Annotated in this window: 17 protein-coding genes; 8 read left to right on the forward strand and 9 right to left on the reverse strand. The window is 55.0% G+C overall.

The window, feature by feature from the left end; genetic code table 11:
* The first annotated feature begins 103 nt into the window (after nt 1–103).
* Nucleotides 104–1,870, forward strand: a complete 1,767-nt coding sequence (locus J0A66_RS13220) for an N-acetylglutaminylglutamine amidotransferase (protein WP_206574304.1) — start codon at nt 104–106, stop codon at nt 1,868–1,870.
* 15 nt (nt 1,871–1,885) lie between these two features.
* On the opposite strand, the gene cyoD is transcribed toward J0A66_RS13220, so the two are convergent.
* From cyoD to J0A66_RS13245, 5 genes are all read right to left on the reverse strand, one after another.
* Entirely contained in the window at nt 1,886–2,197 is a 312-nt protein-coding gene (cyoD, locus tag J0A66_RS13225) for a cytochrome o ubiquinol oxidase subunit IV (protein ID WP_206574305.1), read from the reverse strand.
* The gene (locus J0A66_RS13230) at nt 2,194–2,802 is read right to left on the reverse strand and encodes a cytochrome c oxidase subunit 3 (RefSeq protein ID WP_206574306.1); all 609 of its coding nucleotides are present in this window, start codon (nt 2,800–2,802) and stop codon (nt 2,194–2,196) included. Before J0A66_RS13230 ends, cyoD begins: the two co-directional genes overlap by 4 nt.
* Entirely contained in the window at nt 2,795–4,822 is a 2,028-nt protein-coding gene (locus J0A66_RS13235) for a cbb3-type cytochrome c oxidase subunit I (protein ID WP_206574307.1), read from the reverse strand. The genes J0A66_RS13230 and J0A66_RS13235 overlap by 8 nt, the downstream gene beginning before the upstream one ends.
* Nucleotides 4,819–5,679: a ubiquinol oxidase subunit II gene (gene cyoA, locus J0A66_RS13240; RefSeq protein ID WP_206574308.1), complete on the reverse strand. Its 861-nt coding sequence runs from the start codon at nt 5,677–5,679 to the stop codon at nt 4,819–4,821. Before cyoA ends, J0A66_RS13235 begins: the two co-directional genes overlap by 4 nt.
* A 94-nt stretch (nt 5,680–5,773) precedes the next feature.
* Entirely contained in the window at nt 5,774–6,223 is a 450-nt protein-coding gene (locus J0A66_RS13245) for a ferritin-like domain-containing protein (protein WP_206574309.1), read from the reverse strand.
* Between the two features lie 306 nt (nt 6,224–6,529).
* On the opposite strand from J0A66_RS13245, the gene J0A66_RS13250 reads away from it, so the two are divergent.
* Nucleotides 6,530–8,209: an amidohydrolase gene (locus tag J0A66_RS13250; protein WP_206574310.1), complete on the forward strand. Its 1,680-nt coding sequence runs from the start codon at nt 6,530–6,532 to the stop codon at nt 8,207–8,209.
* Between the two features lie 9 nt (nt 8,210–8,218).
* Here J0A66_RS13250 and J0A66_RS13255 read toward each other — a convergent pair whose 3' ends face one another.
* The 3 genes from J0A66_RS13255 to J0A66_RS13265 all read right to left on the reverse strand — a co-directional run bounded on the left by J0A66_RS13255 (nt 8,219) and on the right by J0A66_RS13265 (nt 14,640).
* The gene (locus J0A66_RS13255) at nt 8,219–12,466 is read right to left on the reverse strand and encodes a hypothetical protein (protein WP_206574311.1); all 4,248 of its coding nucleotides are present in this window, start codon (nt 12,464–12,466) and stop codon (nt 8,219–8,221) included.
* Between the two features lie 88 nt (nt 12,467–12,554).
* Nucleotides 12,555–14,108, reverse strand: a complete 1,554-nt coding sequence (locus J0A66_RS13260; protein WP_206574312.1) for a PH domain-containing protein — start codon at nt 14,106–14,108, stop codon at nt 12,555–12,557.
* Nucleotides 14,101–14,640, reverse strand: coding sequence for a PH domain-containing protein (locus J0A66_RS13265; protein ID WP_206574313.1), 540 nt, complete (start codon nt 14,638–14,640; stop codon nt 14,101–14,103). Before J0A66_RS13265 ends, J0A66_RS13260 begins: the two co-directional genes overlap by 8 nt.
* Nucleotides 14,641–14,776: 136 nt before the next feature.
* On the opposite strand from J0A66_RS13265, the gene J0A66_RS13270 reads away from it, so the two are divergent.
* The 6 genes from J0A66_RS13270 to J0A66_RS13295 all read left to right on the forward strand — a co-directional run bounded on the left by J0A66_RS13270 (nt 14,777) and on the right by J0A66_RS13295 (nt 21,744).
* Complete coding sequence (locus tag J0A66_RS13270) at nt 14,777–16,720, forward strand: methyl-accepting chemotaxis protein (RefSeq protein WP_206574314.1); 1,944 nt, start codon at nt 14,777–14,779, stop codon at nt 16,718–16,720.
* A gap of 159 nt (nt 16,721–16,879) precedes the next feature.
* Nucleotides 16,880–18,301 carry a cytochrome c oxidase subunit II gene (locus tag J0A66_RS13275; protein ID WP_206574315.1) on the forward strand — a complete coding sequence of 474 codons (1,422 nt, stop codon included), beginning with the start codon at nt 16,880–16,882 and terminating at the stop codon, nt 18,299–18,301.
* The gene (gene ctaD, locus J0A66_RS13280; RefSeq protein ID WP_206574316.1) at nt 18,294–20,027 is read left to right on the forward strand and encodes a cytochrome c oxidase subunit I; all 1,734 of its coding nucleotides are present in this window, start codon (nt 18,294–18,296) and stop codon (nt 20,025–20,027) included. The genes J0A66_RS13275 and ctaD overlap by 8 nt, the downstream gene beginning before the upstream one ends.
* A complete protein-coding gene (locus J0A66_RS13285) occupies nt 20,024–20,680 on the forward strand; it encodes a cytochrome c oxidase subunit 3 (protein WP_206574317.1) in 657 nt (218 codons plus the stop codon). Before ctaD ends, J0A66_RS13285 begins: the two co-directional genes overlap by 4 nt.
* Nucleotides 20,681–20,683: 3 nt before the next feature.
* A complete protein-coding gene (locus J0A66_RS13290) occupies nt 20,684–21,352 on the forward strand; it encodes a heme-copper oxidase subunit III family protein (RefSeq protein ID WP_206574318.1) in 669 nt (222 codons plus the stop codon).
* A gap of 71 nt (nt 21,353–21,423) precedes the next feature.
* The gene (locus J0A66_RS13295) at nt 21,424–21,744 is read left to right on the forward strand and encodes a cytochrome C oxidase subunit IV family protein (protein WP_206574319.1); all 321 of its coding nucleotides are present in this window, start codon (nt 21,424–21,426) and stop codon (nt 21,742–21,744) included.
* 50 nt (nt 21,745–21,794) lie between these two features.
* Here J0A66_RS13295 and J0A66_RS13300 read toward each other — a convergent pair whose 3' ends face one another.
* Entirely contained in the window at nt 21,795–22,352 is a 558-nt protein-coding gene (locus J0A66_RS13300) for an NAD/FAD-utilizing enzyme (RefSeq protein WP_206574320.1), read from the reverse strand.
* Nucleotides 22,353–22,460: the final 108 nt, after the last annotated feature.

Here is a 22,460-nt window from a genome sequence, read left to right on the forward strand (position 1 = left end):
GTCAGGTTGGAAAATCTGTCCTCTACGTTGAGATCTTCGTGCCAACTGCTATTAGTTAACCGATGGAAATATGATCTCAACAGACAAGGAGGCAAGCGGTAAAATGTGTGGAATAGCCGGTGAAATTAGTTTCTCTGGGAGGGCCGCGCCCAATCAGGTCAACAACATGTTGGAGATGCTGCAACCCCGTGGACCAGACGGAGCAGGAGTATGGGCGCAGGGCAATGTCTGCCTTGGCCATCGGCGACTGAATATTATCGATCTCAGTGCCAGGGGCAATCAGCCCATGCATGACCCCCATCTGGGTCTGACCATTGTCTTCAACGGCTGTATCTATAACTACAAATCCCTCCGTCAGGAGCTTGAAAAGCTGGGGCATCATTTCTTTTCCACCAGCGATACGGAAGTCGTACTTAAGGCCTACGCTCAGTGGCAGGAAAACTGCCTGCAATGGTTTAACGGTATGTTCGCCTTTGCTATCTGGCAGCGCGAGGACAATACGGTCTTTCTGGCGCGGGACAGGCTTGGCATTAAACCACTTTATTATCACCAGAATGACAATGGGCTGCGGTTTTCCTCCACCCTGCCGTCTCTGCTCAAATGTACCGGCGTCCCAACCCAGATTAACGAGCGTGCCTTACACCACTATATGGCCTTCAGGGCCATTATCGAGTCAGATACCCTGTTTCATGATGTGCATAAGCTGAAGCCTGGCCACTGGATGAAAGTCAGCCAGGATGGCGAGGTGAACATCCGCCGGTTCTGGAAGCTACAGTCCGACCCGGATGACGGCGAACGCCATGAACAGGACTGGCAGGAGGAATTGGAAAAGGCCCTTTTTACCAGCGCCAGACGAAGGCTGGAGGCCGATGTGCCGGTGGGGGTATTGTTGTCCGGCGGACTGGATTCTTCGCTGGTGGTGGGCCTGCTCAGTGAGTTGGGGCAGAAGCAGATCCATACCTTTTCCATCGGCTTTGACAATGTGGCCGAGCAGGAGGGAAACGAGTTCCGTTACTCCGATATCATCGCCGAGCATTACGATACCCGACATCAGAAAATCTTTGCCGAGCATAGCGAGTTACTTGCACAATTGCGTCCTTGTATCAGAGCCATGTCCGAACCCATGGTCAGCCATGACGTGATAGGTTTCTATCTGTTGTCCAGGGAAGTCAGCAAGCATGTCAAGGTGGTGCAGAGCGGGCAGGGAGCGGATGAAGTCTTCGCCGGCTATCACTGGTACCCGCCTATGTTGGAGGCCAGTGACGAGAAAGCCTTTCAGGTATATGCGGATGCCTATTTCTCCTGGGACTTCGAACAACTGTCCAAAGCCCTGGCGCCCAGATACCGCGAACATAACCTTGCCCTGCAATATGTTCAGGATTATTTCAAACTCTGTCCCGCCAAATTGCCCGTGGACAAAGCGTTGCTGCTGGATACGGCGGTAATGCTGGTGGATGATCCGGTCAAGCGGGTGGACAATATGACCATGGCTTTTGGTCTGGAGGCCAGGGTGCCGTTTCTGGACCACGAACTGGTGGAACTGGCTTTTCGCATACCCCATCGGCTCAAGATGAAGGACGGCGGCAAATACCTGTTGAAACAGGTGGCCAGGCAGATTATCCCTAATCAGGTCATCGATCGGCCAAAAGGTTATTTCCCGGTGCCAGCCCTGCGTCAGATGCAGGGAGAGTACCTGGATTTGGCCAGGGAGGTTTTCAGCCGGCAAGTAGCCAGGGAACGTGATATTTTCGAGATGAACTATATCGATCAGATGCTGGCCCGGCCGCAGGATTTTACCGGCCCCTTTGGTTCCAAACTCTGGCAGGTAACCCTGCTGGAGTTGTGGCTCCAGGAGCATAATATAGGTTGAAGAGGCAGGGGGCGTTTAATGTCCCATCATGCGATCGGTCAAATCCCACATGATCCACAGGCTGCCGCCGACCATCAGGCCGATTAACAGGAGGGTGAAGACAAGCAGCCAGAATCGCTCTTTAGCCTCAGACAGGCGAAGATGCAGAAAATAACGCAGATGCACGAGGACCTGCAGTACGGCGCAGATACCTATAGTGGCCATTGTGGGGAACCGATCCAGCCATTGATAATGGACGCATGCGAAAGGCACCAGACTCAACAGCAACGCCAGTACAAAGCCCAGCAAATAGCCACGGAGTCGTTCTTGTTGAGCCGGCGCCATCATGGCATGGCTCCAGGTAGATAGACCGCAGAAATAATCACTATCCAGACTACGTCCAGAAGATGCCAGTAGCTGCCCAGACGCTGCAGGCGTGAAGCGACTTCGGCGTCCAGACCCCGCAGCAGCAGTTGGCAGATCATGAACAGCCCCCAGAGCATTCCCAGACACACATGCAGACCATGGGTGCCAACCAGTACAAAGAAAGCGGACAGAAAGCCGCTACGGGAAGGGCCAGCGTCCTGCTCCAGCAGGTGGCGCAGCTCCTGCAGTTCCAGATAGAGAAAACCGCCGCCGCACACTAATGTCATCCCCAGCCAGAGAATTAGCGGATAACGGACTTTGCCGGATTGCCAGAACAGGGAGGCTATACCCATGGTCAGGGTAGAGGTCAGCAGCAGCAGGGTTTCCAGCAAGGGGCGCCTGAGTTCCAGCAATTCCTCCGCCGATGGACCGCCAGCCACCCGGTCAGCCATTACCCCGTAGGTGGCAAACAACAGGGCGAAGATAACCAGATCGCTCATGAGGAACAGCCAGAAGCCAAGCTCCCGCTCAGCAAGTCGGCTCGGCAGTTCTGGTGAGGGGCGGGGCGAGCGGATAATATCAGTCAACTTTATTCTCCCACCTGAAGCCTTCGTTCAGCGCGTGATGTCCGGCGAGCTTCTGCAACTGCTGGTGACGTTTTCTGTCGTACTGATATAAGTTTTCGGCGGAAATCCGTTTCTCACTGTCCCGCTGGAAGCTTCGCCTGGCCAGACATCCCGCACTCCCAAGCAGGGTAAGAATGGCCAGCCACCACAGATGCCAGACCAATGCAAAGCCCAGCCAGAAAGACAACACGCCCAGCACAAAAGGCAGACCATTGTTGCGTGGTAGTTCGATGTCCTGATAATCCTTCCTGGCTGGCAGAGGGTATGCGTGTCCTTTGCCCTTTTCGGCGGCAAAAGGATCCCGTTCATCTACATTGGGTATGACGGAGAAATTCCACTCCGGTGGCGGGGAGGCGATGGTCCACTCCAGCGTGCGGGCATCCCAGGGATCGCCTGTCCGGTCAGCCAGGGTCCGGCGTCGCCTGATACTGACAATGAGTTGAATCAACTGACACAGAGCGCCCAACAGGATGATCAGCGCACCTGCGCCGGCAACAATTAATAGAGGCTGCCACTCCGGCTGGTCGTATTGCTGCAGGCGACGGGGCATGCCCATCAACCCCAACAGATACAAAGGCATAAATGCCAGGTAAAAGCCCACCAGCCAACCATAGAAGCCCAGCCGTCCCCAATATTCATCTAGCCGGAAGCCGGTGGCCTTGGGAAACCAGTAAGTGTATCCGGCCATCATGCCGAACAGGGTGCCGGGTATCAGCATGTTATGGAAATGGGCCACCAGAAAGGCGGAGTTATGGACAACATAATCGAAAGGCGGAATGGCCAGCAGCACACCGCTTACTCCGCCCAGGACAAAAGTCATGATAAAGGCCAGGGCATAGAGCATGGGCACGCTGAAACGGATACGGCCCCGGTACAGGGTGAAGATCCAGTCATAGATTTTAACGCCGGTGGGCACGGCAATGACCATGGTCATGATACCGAAGAAAGCGTTTACCGATGCGCTGGAGCCCATGGTAAAGAAATGATGCAGCCAGACGGTAAAACTGAGCAGGGTGATCACTACAGTGGCGTAAACCAAGGAGCGATAACCAAACAAGGTCTTGCTGCTGAAGGTGGCGATGACTTCGGAAAAGACCCCGAAAGCAGGCAGGATCAGGATATAGACCTCAGGATGGCCCCAGAGCCAGAACAGATTGACGTAATGCATCATGTTGCCGCCCAGATCATTGGTGAAAAAATGCATGTCCAAAGTGCGGTCCAGAGCCAGCAGCAGGGTGGCGACGCTCAGGGAGGGAAAGGCGAAAATGATCAGAATGCTGGAGCAGGCGGTCGTCCAGACAAACAGGGGCAGACGCATCCAGCCCATGCCTGGGCAACGCCGTTTGGTGATGGTGACAAGGAAGTTGATCCCCGACAAGGTGGTGCTGATGCTGGACAGGGCCAGTGCCCAGATCCAGTAATCCACGCCAGTGCCGGGACTGAAGTCGATGCCCGTGTATGGCGGATATCCTGACCAGCCACCCGTTGAGAATCGTCCCAATAACAACGACATAATCACCAGACCCGCTCCTGAAGCCGTCAGCCAGAGACTGACTGCATTAAGCCAGGGAAAGGCCATGTCCCGTGCGCCTATCTGCAGCGGCAGTACCTTATTGATAAGGCCGGTGATGAAAGGCATGAGGACAAAAAAGATCATGACGGTGCCGTGGGTACTGAACAACTGATGAAAATGCTCGGCGTCCACAAAACCCGGATTATTCAGTGCCACCGCTTGCTGCGCTCTCATCAGCATCGCTTCGAGCAGGGCTCTCAACATCATCACAAAGGCGATGATAATGTACATAATGCCAATGCGTTTATGGCTCAGGCTGGTTAGCCATTCACGCCACAGATAGCCCCACTTCCCCGTCCAGGTAAGGTACGCCACCGTCATGACAATCAGGCTCAGAACCAGCACTGCTGCAAAGGTGACAATAGCGCCGTAGGTCGGCAGCGCCTCCCAGCTCAGGCGGCCGGTCATGGTTGCCCCTCCCTGGATTGCGGGACGACCACTTCCTGTTGATAGCGGCTGATGACCTGCCCGAACAATCCGGGTTGTACCTGATGATACTGATGTCGGGTCGATCCGGATGAGGGCAGGGCCAACTGCCGGTAGCGGACATTGGTCAGAGGTGGCGAGCCCTCTTGCACACTCCCCTGCCAGTCCTGGAACTCACTTTCCTCCACCACCTTGACATTGAAGTGTTGGCTGGAAAATCCCCGCCCGCTGAACTGGGTATTACGCCCCCATAGGCTGGCTGGTTTTGTCGCTTTCAGGTTAAGTTCCGTGCGCATGCCGGCCATGGCAAAGATCTGGCTGCCCAATCCCGGAATAAAAAAGGCATTCATCACGGTATCCGAAGTAATCAAAAAGCGCACCGGCACGTCGACCGGCAGGACCAGTTCATTGACAGTGGCAATGTCGGCGTCCGGATAGATAAACAGCCATTTCCAATCCAGCGCAATGACCTGGATCTCAAGGGGATTGCGGCCCAGGGCCTTGTAGGGATCCAGTGAGTGTGTCCTGGTCCACTGCAGGAAACCAATTACCAGTACAATCAGAGCCGGCACCAGCCAGATGACCAGCTCTATCGGCAGGGAGTAAGACCAGTCGGGGCGAAAGCGACTGGCTCTGTTACTTGCGCGGTAACGCCAGGCAAAGCAGATTGTCAGGATGAATACCGGTACCACCACGATCAGCATAATCAGGACGGCGCTGATTAATAACTCGTATTGTCCCTCGGCTACCGGACCGTTGGGATTGAGTATGGGAATCTGTGCACTGGCAGGACAAATGATCCCTGCAAGGCTGAAGAACAGCAAGCCGTTTCTGTTCATTGATCCTTCCTGTTTTGTTATTGCTCCTTTGGCCGCTGGTAAAGCAAAAACGGCCCGATGGGCCGTTGGCTGCTTGCAGGCAGGGTCTTACATTTCATGAACTGGACTTTTGCAATGACCTCATCTCGTCATGGCATTGCTGCATGGTCTGCAGAGACTGCCGCAACGCCGTCTCCACGGCCGGAGGCTGCTCCTTGTCCAGAGCCGTTTTGATTTCTTCCAACGTCTTGTCTTCTACTTCCTCCAACTGATCGATGTAGGTGTGGTTTTTGTCGGAAGACATTGAGCCGATGACCTCAGTGTAGACTTTGCGGGCTTCTACGGCGAAGGATGAACCGGTCTCCTTTTCCCCCTGTTTGCCGCGGAGGAAGGGTTGCAGGCGTTCTCTGGTCAGCTTTCGCGCAGCAATCATACGGTCAAAGAATTGCGCAACACTGCCATCCTTGACCTTTTCTTTCGCTTCAGAATAAAAATCAATACCGCTGTTGAGAACCTGAACAATATCGCTGACATGATGACTTTGGGTAGTGCCGGGATTTTCCATCTTGGATGCTCCTTTCTGGTATAAAAAAGTACGGCCGACTCTGCGGCGGTCTGCAGACAGTCTGAGACTGCAAAAGAACCGATGCAGTATGCAGACCAGTTTGGACTGATGAGATACCAACTTCTAATCCTCTGACAAATAAGGTTTTTTTCCTTTGTCGGCAATGGTTGGCACCTCCGACTGGCCTTGGTCAGGCAGATTTACCCGATCCCCATGTAGTTTTTTACGTCTGGGAGACAACCGGTTGGCAAATTCCCGGTAAAGGCTCTAGTTTTACAACTGTCTGAAAATTAAAGGGTAAAAATAATGGACATCGATTTGAGGGGCTGGGGCTGCCGGGGTTTGTCTGTGCTTGTCCTGGGCTTGCTACTGACGGCTTGCGGACAGAAACCGGCAGAGCAGGCAGATCTGATTATCCACCAGGCCAGAATCTGGACAGCTAATCCCCAACAGCCCTGGGCTGAGGCCCTGGCCGTCCGCGGTGAACAGATTCTTGCGGTTGGCACCAACGAGGAAATACTGGTCTATCAGGGCGGGCAAACCCGGATGATCAGTGTGCCACAGGGCATGGTGATCCCCGGCTTTATTGACAGCCATGTGCACTTCCTGACCGGCGGCTTCGGTTTGTCCTCGGTGCAACTCCGTGACGCTAAAAGCCCGGAAGAGTTCATCCGGCGAATCGCCGACTACGCCCGGACCCTTGAGCCAGGCGAGTGGATTCTAAACGGTGACTGGGATCATGAAAACTGGGGCGGACAGTTACCCAGCCGAGAATGGATAGATGAGGTCACCGCGGATAATCCTGTGCTCATCAATCGGCTGGATGGTCATATGGTCCTGGCCAACTCCAGGGCCCTGGAACTGGCTGCCATCGACCGTGCGACCCCTGAAGTGGAGGGCGGCGAGATTGTCCGGGATGACACGGGCAATCCCACCGGCGTGCTTAAAGATAACGCCATGCAACTGGTGTACGGGGTAGTGCCGGAGCCGACCGGTGATATGCGGGACCGGGCCCTGCAGGCCGCCAGTGATTATGTGGCCTCGGAGGGCGTCACCAGCGTTCACGATATGGGCGACTGGCAGAGTCTGGACACCTACCGGCGAGCCCGGGAGAAGAACCAACTCAATACCCGTATCTATTCGGTAATGCCACTTGCCGACTGGCAGCGTCTGGCGGCCGAGGTGGCCGCGCAGGGCAGAGGTGATGAATGGTTGCGCATAGGCGGGTTAAAAGGCTTTATGGACGGCTCACTTGGCTCCCATACGGCGGCTTTTTTCGAACCCTACACCGACCAGCCCGACGACAGGGGCTTCTTCATCAACCCGCCCGAGCGGATGCGTGAGTGGGCTTTGGCGGCGGATAAAGCCGGCTTGCACCTGATGATTCATGCCATCGGCGATCGGGCCATTCATAACCTGCTGAATATCTATCAGGAGATTGACCGGCATCAGGGCCCGGCGGACAGGCGCTTTCGCGTTGAGCATGCCCAGCATATTGCCCCGGATGATATTCCGCGTTTTGCTGAGCTGGAGATCATTGCCAGTATGCAGCCTTATCATGCCATTGATGACGGTCGCTGGGCCGACAGGGTCATCGGGCAGGAGCGGGCCAACACCACCTATGCGTTTGCGGACTTAATGAATAGCGATGCCCGGGTGGCTTTTGGCAGCGACTGGTTTGTGGCACCCGCTTCCCCCCTGATGGGTATTTACGCTGCCGTTACCCGCCGGACCCTGGACGGGGCTAATCCGGACGGCTGGGTGCCCGGGCAGAAGATCACCGTAGAGCAGGCCTTGACCGCTTACACCCTCAATGCCGCCTATGCGTCGTTTGAGGAGAATATCAAGGGATCGCTGGTGCCTGGTAAGCTAGCCGATCTGGTGATTCTGAGTGAGGATTTGACCCGTATCCCGGTTGAGAAAATCGCCGATACCCGGGTGTTACATACCCTGGTTGGAGGTAAAACCGCCTATCAGCGGGAATAGGTTACCGGGCTATTTCAAATGATTTTTGAAGGTCGAGGCACTGCCAAACAGATTACCCAGGGTGGTCAAAAGACCGGTGACGGCACCGGCAATCATTAACAGGGACTGACCGGAGGTGGCGGCCAGACCGACCACCAGCAGTAACACGATGGCGCCTATGGGTAGCTTGTAGTCCTGCCAAATGCCGGCTGCCCCCTGGCTTTCAAGAAGAGCCAGGGTTTCCTCGGTTTCTGCCGTAAGAATGAATCGGACCAGACTCTGATTGGTAATGCGCAACCTTTGTTGGTCCGGCATGGCCATGCCACTGAACACCAGTTTCTCCATCAGTTCCTGATTCAATGGGTTCAGGTTCTGGTCCATGGCGAGGTGGTAAAGGGCCAGCTTTTCCCTGTTCGAGCAGGTCTCCCACTTGAAGCGATACAGTGCATCTGCGTGCAGTAATATCCAGGTCAGGGTCAGGTTAGTCCGCTCGTCGTCCCTAAGCCAGATCGCCTCAGTTTGTGGCTGGGCCTCCGTCAGCGGTGGCAGCAGTTGGGCCAACTGTGGTAGGTCCCTGCACTCTGATTCAATCAGCCTCCTGTCCAGGCCGGCACTGAAATCGCCACTGGTCACCAGGTGAAAATCTATCAGGCACTCTGACCAGGACAGAAAGGCATCGGGTGCGCATTCCCCTTTACCTGGCTGACTGGACAGACGTGCCTTGGTCCGGATCATGTGCAGGCTGTTCGCTTCCATAAACAGTGTCAGCCGGGCAACAGTTTGTAACTGTACCAGGGCTTTCAATTCAATTATAAGCGACAGTAACTGATGGCGGTGCGTCTCGTGACAGAGACTGGTTTCGATGTCCCAGAGGGCGACTTCTGCCGATTCGCTGATATTGATTTTCACATTGGGCAGCGTTACCTGGCCCGGATCTGCCCGGTGCAAGCTGGGTAGTTTGTTGCGCAAGTTATTAAATAATGCCTGCAGGCCGTCAGTCGCGTCTTCCTGAGTTTGCTGACTCAAGGCGTTGAGCACCGTCAGATCAGTTCCCCCTGTTTGATGGGGAGCCAGCTTCAGCAATAGTTTGTGTTGCGGTGCCTGAGGGGCGGGCCCGCTGGGAGCAATCTTCGCATTTTTCTGTGGCGGGGTGCTGCCGGTGTCCCGGACAACGCCTTGTAACGCCTTCAGGAGCCTGATGGTTGAAGGATGGTAGTAAAGCCTCAACAACAGGATCTTGTGGTAAAACAGATACCAGATGAGCAGCAAAGCCGGCAACAGCCAGAAATATCCCCAGTGCTGCCAATAAGGCTGCCTTTGGGCCTGCTGCAGCTTTTGCAAAGGCTGCTGCAAGGCTTCGCCCGGCGGTTGCTGGATCCACTTCCACAAAAAATCTAGACCAAGCAAAGAGTTAAGTCGTGGATAGTCGGCAGAGTCGACCTCCGTCGGGTACTGCTCACAGGAGTAAGCGTTAATTGCGGCAGGTTGGCTAATCCAGTGGGTCTGATCCGGCAACAAGCTGAAAGGATCCCGTCGCAAACCGGTAATGCTGTTGGGGAAATTGTTTAGTGCCACACTCTGCATCTCGGCCCGTTCCTGATTGACCGAGTTACAGTAGGTATTGCGATAATGTTCAAGCAGCACGCCCAGTGGCCGGGATTCCAACCACCAAAGCGCCAGACTTAACAGCAAAACACTTATCGCCGCCGGCCAGAAGACGGAACCTGTCCTTGGGGTTACCAAGGGCAGACTGATGCTTGATCGCCTGTGCCACAGAGCCAGACCTACCCCGATAAGAGGGATTAATAGGATCAGCAGCATGATCAGCAGGTAGTCCGGGTGCAGGAAAGACTGATAGAGTCTGAGCCAGCTCCAGATCCAGGTGACGGCCACCAGCAGCATTGACCCCAGCAGCAAGTCTGCCCGGAACTGGTGATGGTCCTTGTCCGCTAGAGGGGAGCCCCAGAGGCCTTGTGGCTTGCCGGCATACAGCCAGCGAAGCAATGCGAGCAGCAGATGAGCCATCAGCAACAGGCCCAGCAACAACAGGAAATGCGTGAACTTAAGGGCCTGGAGGCTTTCATAGGGGTAAAAGACCACCACTGCCCAGTCGGGTACCGGCGTGCTCAAGCCGAGGAAGCGACCTTCCTGACCATGATAGGTACCGTCAAAGCTGGCCTCCAATCGCGGCATTGACTTGTCCAGCCCTGCCCGGAGCCAGGTTGTGATGTCAGTGGTTCCATCACCGGCCTGGAACAGGTTCTCGACCATGGCCCTGGCGGTATCAGTATGAAACAATACTCCCCCGTCATTGCGGTCCACCACCATAGTGACAAAATCCTGCAGTCCGGGGCGGCGCAGGCTGATACGGGGCAGCAATACATCGGCGGCAAGCACATAACTGTCCCTGACGCTCCGCGGTGCCGGATCCCCGTCGACAGGATTGAACTGTAATAAACGGGGTGTTTCTTCCAGGGGCATGGACAAGGTGGTGCCCCGGGTTCCCACGCCGATGTTAAGCAAGCGTTGGATAAACACATTGTCGAAGCGGCGCTCGGCGTAGCGGCTGCCATCTTCTGCTGTCCTGGCCAGTGACAGTGTCAGACCCTTGAAATCCCGAACCTGTTTAAAGTATTCCCGGTGCGACAGGTTGAAGTTGTTGGGCTGACCGTTGTCCTCAATAAAATACAGACTGGGCAATTCCATCCGGCCGCTGTTGTCGATGACGAAGACATTTTTCAGGTATTCAAGGTGATGGGGGGCTGTTACATAACTGTCTGTCACACAGATCCTGCCCCCCGGTGCATCTACCACCTGGATGCTGTTGGCGTAGATGTCGGCCAGCTTTGTGCTTCTTGCAGTATAGGGATAGACATGCAGATAGAAACGGGATTCATTATGTAGCAAGTTAGCCTGATGGTCCGGAGACACAGTGCCGAGCGGGGAAAGAGGTGGCGATTGTGGGGCCATCCATTGTTGGTACGCGGACAGCATCGCACCGGCTCCGGCTGGAAGGGTGGCTTGTGGATAGTAATTTGCCAGCCAGGGCCGCACCTGCTTTTCGATGTCGGCCTGGTGAAGGTTGACCCTGCATTCATTCCAGCCACGCCTATGTCCCTGGCCGGTATTCTCGCCCAAGGGGGTTTTCATTGCCTCCCTTATCCGTTTTTCCTGCGGTCCATAGTCCGACACCAGATGCCTGAAGAAAGGACGGTGGGACGCCAGGGCCGTGAAGGCCTCATAGAGATCCCGCTCTATGTCCCGGACCAGCTCCCTTGCAGTCAGTCTGGCATCGGCTTTTTTCAGTGAGCCGAGCAAGCTGTCCTGCATGGCCGCAATCAGATAAGACATGGTCACCAGATAAAATACATAGGCAATAAGCTGGCAGCCGACGCGTTTACCGCGGCTGATGGCCCGGTTGTCGGGGAGCAGGAATAGCCAGAGTAAAGTGAGGGAAAAGAACAACACGCTGAACAGAATGATCAACCAGGAGGGCGTCCACAATCCCCCCTCCAGTTTGTCCAGTTCGTGCATGGGTAGCAGCCCGACCAGATAGAGCTGGTCCAGTGCTGTATCGTCCTCAATATTCTTGGCGGTTTGCATCTTTTCGCCGGGTTTGATTTGCAACTCGGCCCGAAAAGGATAGATAAAAATACGGTATTCACCGTAGGACAGTGGCATGTCCAGATGGCGGCTCAGGCTGGGCAGCTGCACCTTGGTCTCTTTGTCGGTTTGTTGTTGACGGAAGAACTGCCACCCTTGAGTTTGTGTTTGCATGGCTTTGGCAATACTGGTCAGATCCACCACAGAAATCGTGCTTTCGACGCCGCTGCTGGCCAGCACTATGCCATCCTGGTTGGCAAACAGGTACTGGCTGAATCCATATTGGGGTAAGGGCAGTATGTCACGGACTTCAATGCTGTCATTTCTGCCGTCCTGATGGATGGTCAGTTCATGCCAGTCCAGTGAGTAACTCAGTGGGATATGCTCACCGCCGCTGTTGTTCCAGTCTTTACTGTAACTGGGAAACTGGGAGGTGATGGAGGGAATACTGGCGTCATAGGCGAACAGACTGTCCAGCTTGAACAGGTTCTCGTTAAATTTGTTCGCGGCTTCAGAGAGGATGCGGTAATAGTTGCGGTTAAGCAGCCGGTCCTGGGACTCGGCATACTGGTAGTAAAAATAGCCCGCTGCGATCAGGATAAAGATCGTGGAGTAGAGCCATTTCTTCCACTTTACGGGCACGGCATGGGAGCCCGAGCTTTCGTCGGTTGCCATATTCTTGTCCCTGAAGTTGCAACTAAGTAAGGGACAGGAACGGAAAAATTGCAAATAAACCGCTGCGTCAGCTCTGCTGTCAGGGGTTTTACATCCAGGATGCCTTCAGGCGCTCCAACTGATACAGGCTGATATCTATCAGGCGGCGACCGTCGATTTCAGGGAGAAAAGGAATGGTTTGCCCGCCGCTGGCCAGCACCAGGGTGACAGAGCAAAGCCGGGCCGGTTTCATCCAAATACTCTGCCGGAACTTGGTCTGTTGTACTTTTGGGAAGGGAAAACAATAATAGTCGACACCCAGCAGGCCTTTGCGCAGATAGACGAATTCTTCATCCACGGCCCATCCCCAGCGCCGCCAGCGTTGCCATATCAGCGCCAATGTCAGCAGATATGCCGATGCGCAAACAGCCATGGCCTGGCTTTCTCCCTTAAACAGCAGGATTCCTGTCAGTCCTGCGAAGGGCAGCAGGGCAAGCAGGCCGTTACGCAGGATAAAGCGTCGGCTGATACCCTGGTAGCGTATCTGTGCCATCTGATTAGAGGGGTAGATGTCGTCGATCAGCGCCTGGCACTGGACCTCGTCAATGGATGGCACCATCAGCTTGCCGCTGACGGCCACCGCCCCGGTATGCTCAATATTGGCATTGAGCTGTTCAAATTTGAGGTTGATGCGTCCTATCAGGCGGTCAAGCCAGTCCTGTTTACGCACGATGACCTGTAGTCTCGACAATTTCATGGACACTTCATGGCGGGTCAGCAGACCGCTGCGGCGGATATATCTGTCATCGCTCCTGGTCAGCCGGTAGCCGTAAAATGCGATGAGGGATCCGGCAATCGACAGCAGTGTCAGCAAGGCCATCAGGATAAAAACCAGGCTTACCACATAGAGTCCGAACTGCCACCAGGCCTGTCCGGCGGGATTCAGCAGGCCGTCCAGGTCCAGACCCAGGCGGCTTAGTTGCTCGTCGGCCAGTGCAAAAAGGTTGTCGAAGAAAGGCGCCAGTCCGCCGAGAAAAATCCAAATCCGGTTACTGGTGATACCATGCACCACCAGATCTGGAACGGAGCGGCTTATCAGCAGTTTTTCCTGTTCCGTAACGGCGGGGTCAGCCTCTTTGTCCGCTTGCTGCCCCTCAGTGGTCCCACCCTGGCGGAGGATTTCTCTTTTCAGTCTTTCCGCAAAATCCTGTGCCAGAGCGTATATTCTGGCTTCCTGCTTATGGGAACCGGCGCTGTCCAGCAACATGCAGACATGTCGGCTGTAGCGGTAGTAAAGAGGCTGCTCCAGCTTGATGTTCTGAATTCGCTCGAAGGGTAAATCCAGATGCTTTTTGTGCAGGACCCCTGAGCGAATCTGCAGATGTCCCTTATACAAACGGTAACGATAATAGTGAAAGGATAACCAGGCAAAAAGACCCACCAGCGTTAACAGCGCGGATAGGACCGGCAGCCACAGGCCCGGATTGTCGCGGATTTGCGCGTAACCCACCAGCAGCGCCGGCAACAAGTAAATAAACTGACTGGCCAGTTGACGGATCAGGCGCTCTGCGAAGTACAGGATGGCAATAGGTGAGAGCTTCTGCCATTTGCCTGGTTCGGAGGCGAGCAGTATCCAGGGGGTATCGGCGGGATCCTTATCCATCCCGACCCACATCCCCGTGGCTGAGAATGAACTGGCGAAGCTGTTTGGCGGTCTGTTCTGGCAGGCCCGGGATGGCAAAGGTATGCAGGGTCCCCCCCGCACTGTATACCTCAAGGGTCCCCAGCCCGGCCCGTCGCTCTACCGGTCCCCGCTTGAGCTCCACATGCTGGACCCGCAATATGGGCTGGGTGACGATACGTTCAAACAAAAGACCGCTCTTGAAACTCAGATCCTGCTCGCGCAGGGCGTAGCCCTTGCGTTTGTCTGCCAGGTACCAATAGGTGGGCAGGCAAATACCCAACAGAAGCAGAGTACCCAGCAGATAAGGAAAAGGCGCATCCAGCCATTGCGGTACAGCGAACCAGGGCTGCCAGCGGATGGCGCAGGCCAGCAGCATCAAAACAAGGAAAAAGCTTAGATTGCACAGCAGGTTGAGCGGCGCATAACGGCGTCCCAGCGGCATAAACTGCAAGGTGCTGATGGTGGGTAACCTGTCGTGGCTGAGATTGGTATTGGTAAAAAGGGTATCCATTTAAATGTTCCCTGCTAAGTCCCAGGAAAGTTCCGCTGGGGAACGGTGCTGGCTTGACAAAAAGGTTTAAAAATCAGCGCCTTCATTAAAAACTCGACTAAGCTTAGTCCCAGCCTTGGCACACCTGACTAACAACATGATAAAACTGAACAATTTCAAGCTGAAGACCCTGCTGGCCGGGGCCATGGTATTGGCCCTGTTCCTGACAACCCTGATCAGCTCACTGATCAGCATCAGCCAGTTTTCTTCTATGTTTTACGGGGTCACAGAAAAAGAACATTTGCCCAATGTAGCGGCCAGGGCGACATCCCAAATCAAGGCGGAACTGCAATCGCCGATCTCCCTGTCGCGCAGTATCGCGCAGAACTACTTTGTTCAGCAATGGCTGCTTAATGGTGAAGACCCTGGGAGACTGAATGAGGTTATCGCGTACTTTAACGGTTTTATCCGGGAAAATGGGGCCGAGTCGGTGTTCTGGGTCTCCAGTCTGAGCAACCGTTATTACAATCAGGAGGGGCTGTTCAAGCAGGTATCCCCTGAGGTTGAGCGCGACCGCTGGTTCTTTGACTTCATTCGTTCCAACAGGCCACTGGAGCTGGCCCTGGATGTGGATGAGACCAGCGGTACCCTGACCGTCTTCGTTAATGTGCTGGCCAAGTCACCGGATGGCAGGGTACTGGGAGTCACTGGCCTGGGTTTCGATGTGTCGGATATTATCAGGCTGGTACAGGAGTATCGGGTCGGAGAGCAAGGCTACATGTTTCTGCTTAATGCCGATGGTCAGATTGCGGCGCACCCGGACAAATCCTTGCTGGACAAGAATATTCGCGAGATCCCCCAATACAGTGCTGTGGCCGGCAATATTACCGCCAGCGCGGGGGAGTTCAGCCTGTTCGAACCCCAACTGGCGGACCAGAGCGTGTATCTGGCGGTAACAGACCTGCCTGAAGTGGGCTGGAAGCTGGTAACGGTAATGCCCAAAGATGAAATTACCGACAAGGTCAACGCTGTGGTGCAACTTTCCGTGCTGACCAGTGTGATCGTGGCGGCAATCTTTATTCTGCTTTCCCTGTATATCGCCAAGCGTGTCAGTGGCGCCATTACCCAGGTTGGGGACAAGTTGCTGGGCATGTCTGCCAATGGCGGCGACCTGACCGGCAGGCTGGACGAAAGTGCCGATAATGAGTTGGGTCACCTGGCCAGGGCATTCAACGCCATACTGGCCCGATTTGCCGATCTGGTGGGTGAAATCCAGCAGGCCGAAGCGGCCATTAATGCCGGCGTCGAGAGACTGCAAAGTACCTCGTCTGAGGCTTTGCGTTACTCTGAAGATCAACGGGGGCAGACCGAGCAGGTAGCTACCGCCATGACCCAGATGGGGCAGACTATCGGCGAGGTGTCGTCAGTGGCGCACAAGACGGCATCGGATACCAGCTCGGCGGTCAAGGACACCCACCAGACCAACGAGGTGATGATGCATGTGGCCAGCACCATGGAGATCCTGGCCGAGTCCATGAAACAAACCGAAGCCGCCATCAGCGAGCTGGCCGCTAAGGCTGAGTCGATTAATTCTGTGGTGGATGTCATCAACAGTATTTCGGAACAGACCAATCTGCTGGCCCTCAACGCTGCCATTGAAGCGGCCCGTGCCGGTGAGCAGGGGCGGGGTTTTGCGGTGGTGGCGGACGAAGTCAGGACATTGGCCAGCCGCACACAGGATTCCACCCAGGAGATCCGCGGGCAGATCGAAACCCTGCAGCATTCTGCCACTCAGTGTCTGACGGCCATCAAAGAAGGCACCCGGAACAGCCTGGAACTGGCGGACCAGGCCCAGCAGGCCAGTGGTTCCCTGAGCGCCATCCGAGAGCGCTTCGACAGTATCAGCGATGGCAACCATCAGGTGGCTTCTGCGACTGAAGAGCAGGCCTCTGTGGTGGAACATATCAATGAATCGGCGCAGCACATTGCCACCCTTGCGGCCAACATCCATACCAGTGCCGAAAGCCAGTTGCAGGAAATCGAAACCCTGACCGCCCGCGCCGAGCGGATGCGCAGCATTGTGAGCCAGTTCAGGATCTGATTTTTAAACACTGGCAGCCTGGAGCCGCTTATCTGGCATGGAAGCCCGGACCTATTCGCACAATTTGAATTCCCTGCCTACACTTGTCACAAACGGTTAATAAATAACCAGTTTGGCGGTTTCTGCCATCTCTGGTAAGCAGCAAAAAGGGTTGGGACTATGGGATTCGCACTGGTGCTGATTATCCTGGTCGTTGGCTCGGTGTTGTTTCACTTTCTTTCCCCCTGGACCATGACGCCGTTGGCTTCCAACTGGGGAAGCATCGATATCACCCTGGCTATCACCCTGATCATTACCGGGGTGGTGTTTATCGCCATCAACTTTTTTATCGCCTATGCGGTGATTAAGTTCCGTCACCAACCGGATCGCAAGGCGGACTACCAACCGGAAAACAAGAAGCTGGAGTGGTGGCTGACCCTGGGCACCAGCCTGGGCATCATTGCCATGCTGGCGCCCGGACTGATTGTTTATGCGGACTTTGTCAATGTGCCGGAAGAGGCCTATGAACTGGAGATTGTCGGTCAGCAATGGTCCTGGGGATTCCGGTTCCCCGGTGAAGATGGCCGGTTTGGCAAATCCGATATCCGCCATATTGCTGTGGACAACCCTTTTGGGATCAATCCGCTGGATGAAGCAGGCCAGGACGACAGATTGATCAGCAGCAACCAGATCCTGCTGCCGGTGGACAGACCGGTCAAAATGCTGATGCGCTCAAAGGATGTGCTGCATGATTTCTATATCCCGCACTTTCGCGTGAAGATGGATATGGTGCCGGGTCATGTCTCGCAGATGTGGCTGACTCCGACCCGTACCGGCGATTTCGAGATCCTCTGTGCCGAGTTCTGCGGGGTGGGCCATTTTAATATGCGTGGCTACCTCAAAGTAGTGGAGCAACAGGAATTCGACAGTTGGCTGGCTAATCAAACCACTTTCAGTCAGAGCCTGGACAAGGAAAAATCCCTGCCCCTAAGTGTGCAGGCCAAGGAAGGGCAGCAACTGGCACAGTCCAAAGGTTGCCTGGCCTGCCACGGCTTTACCGACAGCCAGGTGGGGCCAGGCTGGCAGAACCTTTACGGCGCCACGCGCACCATGGCGGATGGTGAGCAGGTTAAAGTGGATGACAGCTATCTTAGCCAGTCCATCCTGCAGCCTTCGGCCCGGGTGGTTCAGGGGTATGCGCCAATCATGCCCAAACTGGAACTCAGTGAACTGGAAGTGCAATCCATTATTGCCTATATCCGGGAGAGAGGTACTGATAAACCCGCGCAGCAGGGCGGAGGTAAGACGGGTCAGGACCTGGCCCAAGGCAAGGGATGTCTGGCCTGTCACAGCATCGATGGTACCCCGGGAGTGGGACCGACCTGGCAGGGCCTCTACGGTAAGGAAGTGCAACTGGCCAGCGGTGAAACGGTGCAGGCCGACCGGGAATACCTCAAAGAGTCCATCTTCCAGCCCAACGCCAGAGTTGTTGCAGGATTCCAGCCCGTCATGCCCCCAATGCCGGTCAGCGAGGCAGAAGCCGGGGCCATTATCGACTATATCCAATCCTTGCCCAAGCCGGAGGGAGAGCGCCATGAATGAGCATGACCAGCATCAACCTGGCAGTTTTTTTACCCGTTATATCTGGAGTCAGGATCACAAGGTTATTGCCATCCAGTATTCCATCACCGCCATTTTTGTCGGCTTGATTGCACTGGGGCTCTCGGCCCTGATGAGGCTGCAACTGGGGTTCCCCGGCACCTTCGATTTTATCGATGCCAGTTCCTATTACCAGTATGTGACCATGCACGGCATGATCATGGTCATCTACCTGCTAACTGCATTGTTCCTGGGGGGCTTTGGCAATTATCTGATTCCGCTGATGGTCGGCGCCAGGGATATGGTGTTTCCGTACGTCAACATGCTCAGTTACTGGGTTTATCTGCTGGCGGTCATTGTGCTGCTGGCCAGCTTTTTTGTCCCCGGTGGACCTACCGGGGCGGGCTGGACCCTTTATCCGCCCCAGGCCATCCTGCAGGGCACACCGGGAGCGGACTGGGGCATAGTGCTAATGCTTATTTCCCTGGCCATCTTTATCGTGGCGGCGACCATGGGCGGACTCAACTATGTTACCACCGTCCTGCAGGCCAGGGCCCGGGGCATGACCATGATGCGTATGCCCCTGACGGTTTGGGGTATCTTCATGGCTACTATCCTCGCGCTGCTGGCTTTTCCGGCTCTGTTTGTCAGCGCCATCATGATGCTGTTCGACAAGCTGGCCGGAACCAGTTTCTTTATGCCGGCCATCCTCTCTATGGGCCAGCCGCTGGACCATGAGGGCGGCAGTCCGATCCTGTTCCAGCACTTGTTCTGGTTTTTTGGCCACCCTGAAGTGTATATCGTGGCGTTGCCGGCTTTTGGCATTGTTTCGGATCTCATCAGTACCCATGCACGCAAGAATATTTTCGGTTACCGAATGATGGTATGGGCCATAGTGATTATCGGCGTGCTCAGCTTTGTGGTCTGGGCTCATCATATGTATGTCAGTGGCATGAATCCCTATTTCGGCTATTTCTTCGCCACGACCACGCTGATCATCGCCGTCCCCACCGCCATCAAAGTCTATAACTGGGTGCTGACTCTCTGGCGCGGCAACATCCACCTGACCCTGCCCATGTTGTTTGCCCTGGCTTTCGTGGCTACCTTCACTGTAGGGGGACTGACAGGGTTGTTTCTGGGTAACGTGGTGGTGGACCTGCCCCTGTCCGACACCTACTTTGTGGTGGCGCACTTTCATATGGTTATGGGGGTCTCGCCCATATTGGTGATTTTTGGGGGTATCTACCACTGGTATCCGAAAATCACCGGCCGGATGCTAAATGAAAGACTGGGCCAATGGCATTTCTGGGGCACCTTCCTGGGCACTTACGCCATCTATTTCCCCATGCACTACCTGGGGGTTCTTGGTGTGCCGAGACGCTATTATGCCTTTGAAAACTATGATTTTATTCCGGAATCGGCACAGGCGCTGAACGTTTTCATCACGGTCGCCGCCATCCTGGTGGCCCTGATACAACTCTTGTTCATCTTCAATCTGGTCTGGAGTCTGTTCCGGGGCCGCGAAGCGGGCAGTAACCCCTGGCAGGCCACGACATTGGAATGGCAGACCGAGACAACCCCGCCGGGGCATGGCAACTGGGGCAGGGAGCTGCCTGTTTGCTATCGCTGGGCTTACGACTACAGCGTACCGGGGTATGAGCAGGATTTTCTGCCGCAGAACATGCCCGGTACCCATAGTGCCGGTGAGCCGGCAGGAGTCAGGGTATGAGCCTGTTACAAGTTCTTCGGGAAAAGCCCTGGCAGGCACAGGCCGTCTCTGCCTCCACGTCCGGTGGCAATGTAGGGCGGACCGGACTGAAAATACTGCTAGGCGTGATTTCGGTATTGTTTCTGCTGTTCTTCGTCGCTTTCTTGATGCGTTCACAGTATCCGGACTGGCAACCTCTGGCCGAGGAGCCGGGGCAGCCCCTGTATAACAAATCGGCACTCTGGCTGAACACTATCTACCTGGGCGTGGCCAGCCTGATGTTTCAGTGGGCGAGCCGCAGCGCAGGGCGGAGCAACTGGCGCACTGCGCGGGTGGGTATGTTGCTGGGAGGCTTGTTTGCCGCCGCCTTTGTGGGCGGGCAGTGGATGTTCTGGCAGGAATTACAGTCTCAGGGGTTTCTGGTCAATGACAGCCCGGCCCTGAGCTTCTTCTATTTGCTGACCGGGTTGCATGCGGTGCATGTCTTGGCCGGCCTGCTGGTCTGGCTGCTGTCCATGCTGGGACTGGCAGGCAGGCTGCATCGAACTGATTTTGTGCGCCTGTGTACCCTCTACTGGCACTTCCTGCTGCTCTTGTGGCTGGTCCTGTTCGGTTTTCTTGTCAGCAAGCCTGAAACTTATGATGCCATCGCGGCTTTTTGTGGATTGGGGTGAGCCATGAGCCAGACTGACAGTAAGGCCGAGGGTCTCAAAGGCCTCATTGAAGACTGGGCTTCGGACCAGCGCGCGTTCCGAGTTCCCTGGGGCAAGGCCATGATGTGGATTTTTTTGCTCAGCGATACCTTTGTCTTCAGTTGTTTTCTGGTGGGCTATATGGTGGTTCGCATCTCGGTAACCGAGCCCTGGCCCCTGCCCACTGAAGTGTTTGCCCTGACTATAAGCGGCCAGTCCATTCCCCTGGTGCTGATCGCCATCATGACCTTTATCCTTATTACTTCCAGCGGCACCATGGCCATGGCTGTCAATTACGGATATCGGCAGGACAAAATCAGGGCGGCCTGTCTTATGCTGGTCACTGCCTTGCTGGGGGCTACTTTTGTCGGCATGCAGGCCTTCGAGTGGAGCAAATTAATCGAGGACGGCGTCAGGCCCTGGGGCAATCCCTGGGGGGCGGCTCAGTTTGGCGCAGCCTTTTTTATGATTACCGGCTTTCACGGTCTGCACGTGTCCATAGGGGTCATCTATCTGAGCATCGTGGCGCTGAAGATCCTGGCCGGCCATTATGAAAAAGCCGGCAACTACCAGATAGTCGAGATTGCCGGGCTCTACTGGCACTTCGTCGATCTGGTGTGGGTCTTTATTTTCGCGTTCTTTTATCTGTGGTAGGCATGTTTATGGCTGGTTTTAGGTTGTCAGCAGAACAGCTATATGGGGGATAGTTCCGCCCGGGAGGCAATATGCAACAGGCACAATCTCAAGGTCAGCAGCATCCCATTGGCCTGTATCTTAAAATCTGGGCATTACTTTTCGTGCTCAGCACCTTGTCCTATCTGGTGGACTATTTCCACCTTGAAGGGGCCCTGCGCTGGTCCCTGATCCTGATTTTTATGTTCCTCAAGGCGGGCCTGATCGTGGCAGTCTTCATGCATATGATGTGGGAGCGAATGGCCCTGATTACCGCCATTCTGGTGCCGCCCCTTTGTTTACTGGTACTGATTATGCTGATGGCCTCGGAATCCTGGTGGACCTTCCTGACCCGGCTGGATTTTTTCGGCTGATTTGAACGTCCAGAGGACGGAGGCGTGAATTCTCCTCACGCCTCACTCCGTTAAGGCATGGTTTTCATAAAGTCATTGAATTTTTCCTGCCCTTTGACCACCCACTTGGGCGTGGCCTCTCCGGTACCGGCCAGTTTGAGTCTGGGGTGGTGCTCAACTATTTCACTCACTACGGCTTCCTGCTCCTGGTCGAGGTCCACAAAGAGCACATGTTTGCCTTGCTTCAACAACTTCTGAAAGCGCTTGAACTGATAGTTGGGAACCTGGATGCCAATCAGACCCCCTTCCCAGGTACAAAACCCCAGAATCACCACGGCCAGAAAGACAAAGGGCACCCAACCTGCGGCTGTCTCGGTCCAGCCCAGATAATAGGCCAGCACCAGTACCAGCACGGCCCCAATCACGCCGAATACCGCACCGACCTCGGTGGAATGGACCACATCCTTTTTCAGCACATCCTCGATGGCATGCAGATGGTGTTTTTCCACTTCCGCGTCCTTTTCACTCAATACATGGATTTGGGGCTTGCTCAGCCCTCTGCTTTCCATTTCATCCTCGATCGCTTTCAAGTCACCCAGGTCATCGCTGATATAGTAATGGCGTATCATGATTCGCTCCTTACCCGCCGCGAGACGGATTGTTAATTGATTGTAAACAATCACTGGAAGTATAGCGTTGTTTGAAAAATACCGCTTAATTCAGGACATTGACTGTTT

It is taken from the genome of Bowmanella dokdonensis (assembly GCF_017254865.1).
Lineage (GTDB): Bacteria > Pseudomonadota > Gammaproteobacteria > Enterobacterales > Alteromonadaceae > Bowmanella > Bowmanella dokdonensis.